Genomic DNA, 11357 nt, shown 5'->3' on the forward strand with positions numbered 1-11357 from the left:
CCTCGTGTCTGACTAGGCGCGGGGCGTCCACCCGGCCACTTCGGTGGCGATCGCTGGCGCCAGCGCGCTGGTAAAGGTCTTTGAGAGATGATGTGCGTCCTTGAACACCAGGACGTTTCCCTGCACCACCGGGCACGTGTCCGCGCAGATGTAGCTGGTGAGGTCGAGCTGGTACGCGCCGAACTGCTCCGAGAGCCGGTCTTCGACGCGAATGAACGCGGAGTCGAAGGCGTCCCCTTCGGGGAGTGAGCAGGCGGCCGGGGAAGTGAGGTGCTGCGACAGGCACGACATCGGCGCCCCGGGAAAGCGGGGCGTGTCCTGAATGAGCACCGGAGTGCTCGACTGCGGAAGCGCCGTGAGGAGCTTGCGCATTGCGAGCTCGTACTCCTCGGGCGACTGGTCCCAGCTCGTGAGCGAGCTGCCGATCACCACGAAGTCGGGCGGGTCCGCGGCGAGTACGTCGAGCACGTTTTCTTTCCACTCCGCGCAGTCGACGGACTCGGCCGATCCGCCACCGCGCACGTGGAGCGGGCAACCGCTCTTAGTGTGAGCGGTGAGCGTGATCTGGCCCGTAGCCGCGATCGCCTCGAACGCCGGGGCCCACTGCGCCGCGTGTGAGTCTCCCACCAGCGCCACCGTCGGAGCGCCGTCGGAGCTCCCGTAAGTGCAGGCCGGCGGGATCGGGCTGCTGAGGACCGGCAGATTGCAGCCAGATCCGCTCGGGATCGCCGCCTGTGTTTGGTGATCCTGTAGTCGAACGCTCAGATTGCTGCCGATAAGCGCGGGCGCCACCGGGTCGGTCGACAGCGTAAACGCCGGCGCGGGCTCGCCAGCGTTGAGCTCAGCGCTGGCGACCGACCGCATGCCCATCACCGATACTCCAGCGACGAGCACGGCGACGAGTGCCGCGGTGGCGAGTGGTCCCCAGACCGCGCGGCGGCGCTGTGAACGAGGGAAGCGGAAGGGCATCTCGATGAAGCGGTAGCTCAGCCAGCCGAGGGGCAGCGAGAGCGCGCCCAGCAGGAGAGAGAGCCAGAGCGGCAGCGGGACCATCCACGACAGCGCGATCTGCGGCAGCACGAGCAGCGGCCAGTGCACGAGATACACGGAGTATGAGATCTTGCCGACCCATGCGGCGTAGCGGTTTCCGAGCAGGCGCGCGAGAACTCCGTCGTAGGGGCCCAGCGCGATCACGACCGCCGTGGCGAGCACGGGAACCGCCGCCCAGAATGACGGGTAGGGAAGCGACCCGTCAAACGCGAACGCGCTGCCGAACAGCACGGCGAGCCCGAGGGCGCCGAATGCGTTGCGGCGGCCGGGTGTGAAACTGCGATGCGACATGGCGGGGAGTAGCGCGACGAGTCCGCCGACGGCGAGCTCCCAGGCGCGGGTCGGAAGCAGGAAGAACGCCCACGGCTGGTTGACCGGGGTGAGCAGGACTGAGCCTATAAATGAGGCCGCGGCGACGATCGCGAGCGACCAAGTGAGGACTCTGACGTTGCGGCGCGCGACGAGGAAAATACCCCAGATGAGGAGTGGCCACAGGAGGTAGAACTGCTCCTCGATCCCGAGCGACCAGTAGTGCTGGAACAGGCTCGGTTCGGAAGCCGAGAGATAGTTTGTCCCCTCGCGCGCGAAGAGCATGTTCGGAATGTAGAGGGCGGTCCAGGCCGCGTCGCGCGCGATACGGGCAAATTCGAGTGGCGGGGCGACAAGCCAAGCGGCAGCGAGGCTCAGACAGAGCACCGCGAGCGAGGCCGGCAGGATGCGCCTGACGCGGCGCGAGTAAAACTCGGCGAATCTGAATTTCGAGCTCGTGAGCCCCTGCAGAATGTGCTTGGTGATCAGATAGCCGGAAATGACAAAGAAGACGTCAACGCCGACGAACCCGCCGTCGAGGAACGGGAGATGCGCGTGGTACAGCACCACGAGCAGCACCGCAATCGCTCGAAGCCCCTGAATATCGGGGCGAAACTCCCGAACGGTACGTTGCCCCACTAGGCGGTGTCGCTCTTGAGTAGAGCCGCGACGAGTCTGGCGCAGGCGTCGCCGTCGCGGTACATGAATGCTCGCGTCATGCGCTCCTGATACTGGCTCGGGATGTCGGCGAGCAGCTCGGATACGTGCGAGAGCGCGGCATCCGGACTCGCCGTCACCGGCCCAAAGCCCTCGGCGAAGTCGTCGGAGTCCCGCGACTTTGCGCTGTCGGGCTTCCCGAACACCTCCGTCCGATCCGGCTGGAGGTACACGGTGGGCCGTTCGAGGTACGCCATGTCGCGCGACCGCGGCGAGTAATCGGTGACCAGCACGGCCGAACTCCCCAGCGCCCGAACTGTGTCGGCGCCGGCGGCGACCGGGACTACCCACTCTGGCGGGGTGAAGTAGCCAGCCGGCACGCCAGCCGGGAGTGCGAGGCGAACTGGCCCGCCACTGTGGTCCGCGAGCTCGCGGAGCCGCGGAGACGCCAGGAACTCCCGCCAGGCGGTGACGAAGTCGAGCGAGTCGAGCTGGTCAGCCGTGAGCTGTGTCGGAAGTTTCGCTCGCCAGTGCGGTGCAACGGTGATGCCCGCGGGGTGCGCGCGTGCGGCCTCGAGCGCATCGTGATGCGGCAGCCCGGTGAGAAGCACGTCCTCCGGGAGGTACGGGAAGTGCGAGTACTGGCCGCCGAGGCGTGCGACCTCAACCGTGGAAGCTACGGGAACCAGCTCGGCCTGGGCAAAACCCCGGTCCCGGTATCCCAGTCGGCCCACTGGCGCGTCGGGCAAAAGCACGATGTGCCAGCGGCGCTGCAGGTCGCTGCCGGGGAACGGGACCCGCGCGGCGCGCGTCACGCTCGGTACGAACACAAACTTCGCGCGGTGCATCACAGCGAGATGCGCCGGGGAACGCTCGGCCACGATGCTGAACCCGGCCTCCGTGAGGCGGAGCTCGGTCGCAGACCCGGGAGTCGTCACGAAGTAGGTCTGAATTTCCGGTCGATGCTGCGCGACAAACCGAGCGAGCACTTCGCCGGAGAACGTGCGATCCGTCTCCGTGGCAATGAATACCCAGGCTGGCACTACTTCTGGCGTCGGCTGAGACCGACGCCGCCGGAGCTTGGCGATGAGGCCGGTGCGTTCTTCGGGGACGGCGACTGGAGCCGGCGCTGGCGTCGGCGCGGGCGTCGGTGCAGAGCGGGGCTGCACCACGATCGGGGGGAGGAGCCCCGACCGCTTCCTGATCTCGCCCCCGCCCAGAACGGCGCCATCGAAGCGGAGGGTGAACTTTGGATCGTTCATCGCAAGGCGCGGTAGCCGACCGTCCTGGACAGTGATCTTGAACACGTGCTGGTACAGCCAGGTCGCGCCGAGAAACTCGACGGCCCGGCGTTTTGAACCGAGCACCCGAGTGGATCGGGCAACACCGTACACAGGAGCGCGGAGCGACCGCCGCGTGGTCAGAATACCGACGCGACGCGTTCCGTCCGCCGGGCTCCACGACAGGTGCTCCACCGCCGATGATTCGACGTGATCGAGCGCGGAGAGCCAGGCTGCGCGAAACTCGGAGGGGGTGTCGAACAGGTCAAACTGGGTGATGTTGCGCGCGCCGATGCTGCGCAGGTTCTCGCGGAGCCGCTTGCGAATCCGCGCGAGCTCGGCAGCGCCCTCGAGGTCGACCGGAGTGTGCTGATTGCGGTTCCTCCGGAACAGCATAAACACGAAGTAGAGCAGGAGGTTTGCGAGCCACGGGGGACACTCGTCACCGGCGCGGTCGAGGAGCCCGCGGTGCGAGATCCCGAACAGTGACGCGTAGCGGGACATATTGCCGCTGTGGGTGGACACGATCGATGACCCGTCTGAGCGCCGCATGTATTGGTATCGTGCGCCCGGGACAAGCACGTACTGCGCGCCGTTGCAGAGCAGGAAATGCCCGATGAAGTCGGTGTCAGACGACTGGAGAATCTCCTCGTTGAAACGGAGGCCGTGCGCCGTGATGATGTCGCGTCTGAAAAACGCAACGCCACCGAGCGTGTGGATGAGGCGGGGCGCGACGGCGAGATCGATCAGCCGGGTGTCGGAGCCGACATAGCGCGCGTCGAGTGTGTGCCCGATCTCTGAGCCGTCAGGATCGGTCAAGACCGCCCGCGCCGCAAACATCGTGGCAGCGGGGTAGCGCGTCTTCGCAGCCTCGACCTCTGCGAGGTACTCGGGATCGAGCTGGTCGTCGGGGTCGGGGTGCGACACCCAGGTACCGCGCGCCCACTCGAGGCCGAGGTTGCGCGCAGACGCGACACCGCCGTTCGGCTTCACGAGGATTCGCACGGCGTAGTCGGTGGTCGGCATCCAGGCGCGCACGACCTCCTCGGAGTCTTCGGGGCACCCATCGATAACAAAGATAAGCTCCACGCCGCTGTGGTCGCCGCGCTGCGCGTCAAGCGAGGCGAAGAAACCCGGCAGGTATGGGCCGACCCTGTAGCACGCGATGATGAGGCTCGTGTGGGGGACGGTGCCCGCCCACGCCTCCTCGGAACGATTGGTCGCGGTGAACTCACCCACGCAGGTCACCCCCGGATCTTGTGCTCATAATCTGCCGTCCAACCTCGTACGTGCGACGAGCGTTGCCCCGGTCGAGGTGAGCGAAGAAGCGCTCGATCCGCTCGCGGTACTCCGGCGCGAGCGCGCCGTCCTGGGCAATCGTGGCGCGCAGCAGCCCCACGAGATCGTCCGGGGTTGCAGCGATCGGACCAAACCCGTCGTGCTCGTAGCTGAATACGCCGCCCTCGTAGTGCGCGGGGATCGAACGCGGCTGGAAATACACGATTGGCTTGGACATAGTGGCGAAATCGAACTGAACGCCGGAGTAATCGGTCACCATGATCGCTGCCTCTGACATGAGCGTCTCGTAGCTTACGTCGTCTGTTGCTGCCATTACCTCGATCCGTGGATCGGGAGAAACGAAGTCGCCGCGCTGGACGCTCGTGTTTGGGTGCAGCAGGAATGTGAGGCGATAGTCGGTCTCCTGCAGCAGGCGCGCGAGCTCGGGGTTATCGAGTAGCGCCTGGAACTCCTTGAAATAGGCAGTCTGCTTGAAGGTCTCGTGCAACTGCGACTGGCTGTCGCCCTTCTGCGGAGTGTGCAGGTAACTGCGCCAGGTGGGCGCGAGAAGAATAGTGCGGCCGGGTGTGGATTCGAGACCGTCGTAGCGGGCAAACCCCGTGACGGCGACCTGCTCGGCGTCGTAACCGTAGCGGGGCTGCTGCAGGACGCGACGCTCAACTTCGGAGACCACGCAGATCTTGCTGAACCCGGAGTACCCCGCGTTGAGGACGTGTTCGAGACTGTCGACGACGAGGCCGTGGTTGATGTACACGATGTCCGCGTGAAATAGGTCTCTGAAGTGCACGGCGTCTCTGTCGAACCCAAACGTGTTCGCCGGCGCGACGCGCGTCGCAAACACCACCGCGGCGTTCAAATACGCGAGCCGCTGAGCGTCGTTTCCAAACTCAAGGTACTGCAGGCCGCTGCTGGTGAAGCGTGCTGCGGTGGGGGTGCCCGAGCGGAGCACGTAGTGCTTCTCAATGCCGTCGTCTTGGGCCGCCGCATACCGATAGGCGTATTCGCCGTTGTCGCCGCCCTTGATGATCCTGTCGGCGTACATCCAGATCTGGCGATTGCGGTGCCGGCGCCGGGTCAAGAAGTACTTGCGGCGCAACCGTGCTGCCGCTCGCTTGACCGGGTCACCGTCGCTCAAGAGCGCGTACTGCTTGCGTACCTCGTGCATCAGGTGCCGCGCTCTCGAATACGGCTCCACCTTGATGGCGGACCCGTCGACCGAGAGGAGGCTGTGTGCGGCCGCCGCCCAGTAGGCGCCGCGGTGCCCGCTCAGCCTCGAGGTAGAGCGCACGAAGTGGGGTCGGAGTGGCGGCGTGGCGACCTCAGTGTTCTTGAACCGAAACTCGATGCGATCGGTGAGCTCAGAGAACGGGATCCGAGCGGAGAAGGTGCGAGCCTTCAGATAGCTCGCGCCAAACAGTCGTGAGTCGGCAAATCGCTGCTGATCCGGGAGCACCGTGGTGCGTGAGCCGACCGTGAGTGTGAGTTCATAGTCGGGGTAGTCGAACGAGAGCGGGTAGCGACCGAAGATCAGGAGCTCGTCGGCCTCGACGCGCATGCTGTCGATTCTGACGGGCACCTCCGCCGGCTGTTCGAGCACGAGATCGTGCCAGACCGCGCTCGGGCCCCGTTCGCCCACGCGGAGTTCTGATTCGGCGGTGAGCTCGTGTGTGAGCTGGAGGAGGTGCATGCGGAGCTCGCGCGAGAACCCCTGCGCGGTGTACCCGGGTTCGAGCACGTAGGAGGGGTCAACGCACTGAAGCGCGCTGACGATCTCAAGCTCAAGCTCGGAGCGATCTGCGAGTGAGAGCCAGAGCTTGGGGCTGTGCCCGGTGTTGAGCACCAGGCGGGTAGCGAGGAGGTAGACGAACACCCGCTGGAGATAGTCTCCGGCGGCGCCCGCGTCGTGCACGCGCGAGAGGAGTGCCGTCCACGCTCGAAGGAAGCCTCGATACCAATTGAGCGAGAGCGGCTCCGCCCAGGTCCCGGCCCGGTCCTCAAGCGCGTACGGCGCACGTGCGCCGCCGAGCACGCCGAACCCGCCGCAGAGCAGCACGGCTTCCGCGAACGTGAGCGAGTCTGCTGCGGGCGGGGCGGCGCGCTCGCGAAGCAGATGATCGAGCGTCTCCGCGCGAATCAGCAGGGGGGTGCTGCCTGCCCAGAGCGGTGCACTCGCGGCTGCCACGACCCGGTCCACACCCGCAAGCTGCGCATTGAGCCGGTAGTCGTATCCGGACTCAGTGAACACGTGCACGTCCTCAGTCGAGCTGTCAGCGAGTCGCTCGAAGGCGTCCTCCTCGAACTCGAACCCGGCAGTGACCAGGCACACGCGCGTCCCAGTGGGTGCGGCGGCGAGTAGCGCGCGCAGTGCGGCGTGATTCGGGTGCGCGATCGAGACCACCGTGGCGGCAACGTGCGATGAGGGCAGTCGCTCGATTGAGAGGCGGGTGCGCACCGCGAGCTGTTCGTCCCCCGCGCCGATGACCACGAATCGGACCGTGGGGGGCGACGCAAGAGCTGCCTGGTTCGCGGTTTCGATCCGCTGCAGGTCGCTAGCGAGCGGGGGCACGTAGTCGAAACCGTTGAGTCCCTCGCCGATCAGGCTTTCCCCGAGGTTCGGATCGTACCGAAGCGCCGGAGTATCGGGCACGCCCGAGAAGACACCCGTGGGGAGCGTCGCGGGCACCCCCCGCTCGAGGCTCAAGCGCAGCCATGAGGTTGCCGCAATACTCCGCTGACCCGCCGGATCGGGCGCGAGCACATCGACCTCGCTGATGAATGCCTGTCGATCGTGTGTAGCGCCACTCACGAGTCGTGCGCCCGGTGGGAGCTGCAGTTTTGCCCAGCGCCCGGCTTCGTCGTAGAAGAGCACTGCTGCCGCCGCCGGGTCGGGGAGTAGCGCCGTAACGCGGGTCATGTCCCAGTTCCCCGCGCCGTGGGAGAACGGGAGCGGGATGCCGAGGCGCGGGCGCGGGGGGATGCCAGCGACGCTGGCGCCCGCGTGGGCGGGTGGCGCGAGTTCAGCGCGCACGCCCCGGCGCTTGAGTGCCGCGTGCACAAGTGGCGAGGAGACCCGCCACTGCGGATCGACACCGAATCTGGATCGCACCCGTTCTTCGCACCACTCGACCGGTGGCAACTGATCAGTCGTGCGCGCACGAATCGTCTCGTCGAGCACGATGATGACGGCGCCGAACGTGAGCTCTGTTTCCCCTGGATCGGGGAGGAACGCGAGGTACTCCGGATCTGGAACGACCAGTGCGTCGATGTGCGTGGCGTCACCCCACGCGGCCCACACGAGCTTGCCTGCCTCGACGCCGGCTGCCGCGCGGTCGCTCGGATACTCGCGGTGGTGCTGACTCAATCGTGGGTTGAACCCGCTCAGGAGTCCCACGGGTGTGGTGGCCTCCGCTGCCTGGATCTGCAGCGCCTGCTCAACGCTCGCCCGCGGAGTGGCCAGATTCGTGTTCCAATCGGCGAGTACCGCGTGGGAGAGGTGGGCGCGGGGCGCCGCACCGCGCATCCGCGGGGTCGACCACGAGATGCTGTCGCGGTCCGCCGTGAGTTTCCAATCAGCCTGTGGACTCGCGGCGATCGCGCGGTGGGCGGCGCGATACTGGGCGATGTAGCCGTAACGGTGCGCCGCCATCCACTCAGGGCGGAAATCCGCGCGCGACAGTGAGCCGGACGTGAGCTGAACGAGCCCGAGCTTCGTGGAGAGCCTGAGCACCGAGCCGCGGCCGAACGCATTCTCGAGGCGCTCCGTGAACTCTGAGTCGGCGCCCTTGCGCACGGCATCAAACTGCCCAAGTCGCTCGAGCACGGGCTCGCGCCGGAAGATCAGCGATGAGGCGTTGATACGATCGGGGAGGTACCCGAGATAGGTCAACTCGCCGCTTGAAAGCGTGCGCAACGCCCGCGACATCGAGGCGATGTGAGTGTCAGCCTGCAGCAGCGGCGTGACCTGCAACTCAATCCGCTTTGGGTGCGACAGATCGTCGGCGTCCTGGAACCCCACAAAGTCTCCCCGGGCAGCTGCGAGCCCCCGGTTCCGAGCGGCGTAGGCCCCGCCATTGTGCTTTTGCTCGATGATTCGCACCCGGGGGTCAAGTGCAGCGGCGGCATCGAGGTATTCGCGCCCAGCCGTAGAGCAATCATCGACCACCAGGATCTCAATCCGGGACCACGACTGGTTGATGAGTGATGACACGGTGTTGAGGAAGCTTTCCTCGGGGTTGTAGGTCGGCACCACGATCGACACGAGCGGCTGGTCAGCGACGGGAAGCTCGGCCGTGGTGCCAGCAGGCACCGTAATGTGGGCGAATACTGACTGCGCGGACTCAACCGTGGTCAGGTCGAGCGCGAACGGGATGAGCCCGTCCTTGACGAACGGCAGGTTGAACGAATCCCACCAGCGTGTGAAGCTGAGCGCGTCGTCGCTCGTGAACTCCGCCCCAGCCTCGCGCGCCTCCTCGAGCACTCGTGGGCGCAAAAAATCGGTGCGAATCGCGTGGGCCACACCGGGGTGCATTTTCGGGAGCCGCTCGAGCTCCGCGAAGAGCTCGTGCGAACGAGTCATCGCCGCGACCTGGGCGGCGAATCTGAGTGCCAGCTCGGCCGCATCGAACCACAGCCCAGACTGATCGAGCACCGTGCGTGCGATCTTCTCAGCGCGCTGAAGATTCTCCGAGCTCTGGTCGATGACGCACGCGAGGAGGGACCCGGCGATGAGCGGCTGGATGCGCATGTGCAGCAGTTGGGCGCGTGAGCCATCCGCGTCGATCCGGGCGCGAAGCTCGTTCCAGGTCAGGGGCCCGGTGCTTGCGGCCGCCGTGGCTGCGGCGGCGAGATCGTCGAGCACGTCGAGGGACCGAACTCGGCTGCCGATCTCGAGCATGCGCCAGGGGGCCTGACGATTGAGCGCCACGAAGTCGCTCGGGGTGAGTTCCGGCGGCAACTCGGCGGGAACCGTCTCGGCTTGCCGCTCCCGAGCGGGGGGGTGCTGCACGGCGACGGCCTAGTCTTCGAGGGTGGTCGCAGCGGGCGCGTCCGAAGCACTGCGCTGGGCAGACGTTTCACGTGAAAGCTCGAACGCAACGCGCGCGGCGAGGCGGTCGGGCAAGCTCCGCTCAAGACGCTCAAGGCGCACGGACATGTCCGTGATCAGGTCCTGCGCCTCGCCGCTCAGCGGCGCGGCCGGGCTCGCGTTCCCCTGCGTGTCACGAATCTGGTACACCGCTGAAAGCACTTTTCGCAGGAACACCAGCACCACCGCAACGCACACGACGAGGAGCCCGGCGAGCGCAACCAGTGCGACCTGCACCGGTGCGAAGATACAGATCAGCGCCACAACGAGAAGGCACAGAACGACGAAGCCGAGTGCGGCAATCTGGCGGAGCGAGAACGACATGTTGCCTTCCTAATAATGCGGCGGGTGCGGTGTGACGAAGGTCACTCCCGGCTACAGGCGATGAACGTTCGGTCCCTGCAGGCTGTTGCGCGTGTCAAAGACCGGAAGCGTCGAGCCCACCAGAACGTCGAGATCGATATCTGAGTGATCGGTGACGACAATCGCAATGTCCGCCGCATCAACGACCTCGGGCGTGAGTTCAACGCGCTCGATCTGTTCGGGCCAGCGGTGATCCTCGACGTGGCTGTCGACTCCGAGCACCCGAGCGCCGTAGCTGTTGAGCAGCTCAATGATGCGAAGGGCGGGTGACTCGCGGGAGTCGCCCGAGTCCTTCTTATAGGCAATGCCGACGAGTACCACGGTCGACCCGCGGAGCGACTTGCTTGCGTCGTTGAGGAGGTGCATCGCGCGCTGCACCACGTGATCCGGCATGTGCTCGTTCACATCGTTCGCGAGCTCGACGAACCGGAAGCTGCGTCCGAGCTCGGTCTTCACCTTCCAAGAGAGGTAGCTCGGGTCGATCGGAAGGCAGTGCCCGCCGACCCCGGGTCCTGGCGTGAACTTCATGAACCCGAACGGCTTCGTCGCCGCGGCGTCGATCGATTCCCAGACGTTCACGCCGAGCTCGTGCGCAAACACCGCGAGCTCGTTTACCAGCGCGATGTTCACGTGCCTGAACGTGTTCTCAAGCAGCTTCGCCATCTCGGCCTCGCGCGGAGTGCTCACGGGGACCGTGCGATCAACCAGATCCGAGAACAGCTCGTTGACGCGCTCGAGCGATGCCTCGTCAATGCCCGAGACAATCTTCGGGGTCGTCTTGAAGCTGAACTTCGGGTTGCCCGGGTCAATGCGCTCGGGGCTGTATCCCACGTGGAAGTCGGTTCCTGCGGTGAGGCCGGAACCGCTCTCAAGAATCGGCAGCAGGAGTTCCTGCGTCGTGCCCGGGTAGGTGGTCGACTCGAGGACGACGGTTGCGCCCGGAGTGATGTGCACCGCGATTGACGCGCCGGAGCTCTCAATGAACGAGAGGTCCGGGAGCGCATCCTTCAGTGGTGTCGGAACCGTGATGACCGCGTAGTCAAAGCCCGCCGCCGTCGCGTAGTCGTCGGTTGCCCGGTAGCGGCCGGTAGCCAGAGCAGCCGCGAGCTGATCGTTACCGATGTCTTCGACGTAGGACTCGCCCTGATTCAGCGCGTCGATGCGGCGCCGATCGAAGTCAATCCCAACAACGTCGTAACCCGCCTCAACCGCGCGAACGGCGAGTGGGAGACCTACGTAGCCCTGTCCGATGACGATGAGTTTTCGCGTGTTGGAAGTAGTCACCCAGACAGTGTACTCGCATCCTGGTGTGGAAA

At 65.9% G+C, this 11357-nt stretch carries 5 protein-coding genes; all 5 read right to left on the reverse strand.

Annotation, left to right across the window (positions count from 1 at the left end; translation table 11 throughout):
* Positions 1–12: 12 nt before the first annotated feature.
* The 5 genes from EV139_RS13190 to EV139_RS13210 are packed head-to-tail and all read right to left on the reverse strand — an operon-like array spanning position 13 to position 11325.
* Positions 13–1998 (reverse strand): acyltransferase family protein, encoded by a 1986-nt coding sequence (locus EV139_RS13190; protein ID WP_157993050.1) that lies wholly within the window; start codon positions 1996–1998, stop codon positions 13–15.
* The gene (locus EV139_RS13195; protein ID WP_198677571.1) at positions 1998–4535 is read right to left on the reverse strand and encodes a bifunctional glycosyltransferase/CDP-glycerol:glycerophosphate glycerophosphotransferase; all 2538 of its coding nucleotides are present in this window, start codon (positions 4533–4535) and stop codon (positions 1998–2000) included. The genes EV139_RS13190 and EV139_RS13195 overlap by 1 nt, the downstream gene beginning before the upstream one ends.
* Positions 4528–9600, reverse strand: a complete 5073-nt coding sequence (locus tag EV139_RS13200; protein ID WP_130454798.1) for a bifunctional glycosyltransferase/CDP-glycerol:glycerophosphate glycerophosphotransferase — start codon at positions 9598–9600, stop codon at positions 4528–4530. The genes EV139_RS13195 and EV139_RS13200 overlap by 8 nt, the downstream gene beginning before the upstream one ends.
* Positions 9601–9609: 9 nt before the next feature.
* Positions 9610–10002, reverse strand: coding sequence for a hypothetical protein (locus tag EV139_RS13205; protein WP_130454799.1), 393 nt, complete (start codon positions 10000–10002; stop codon positions 9610–9612).
* A 51-nt stretch (positions 10003–10053) separates the two neighbouring features.
* Positions 10054–11325, reverse strand: coding sequence for a nucleotide sugar dehydrogenase (locus tag EV139_RS13210; protein ID WP_130454800.1), 1272 nt, complete (start codon positions 11323–11325; stop codon positions 10054–10056).
* Positions 11326–11357 lie beyond the last annotated feature (32 nt).

The sequence above is a fragment of the Leucobacter luti genome, from assembly GCF_004217175.1.
GTDB lineage: Bacteria > Actinomycetota > Actinomycetes > Actinomycetales > Microbacteriaceae > Leucobacter > Leucobacter luti.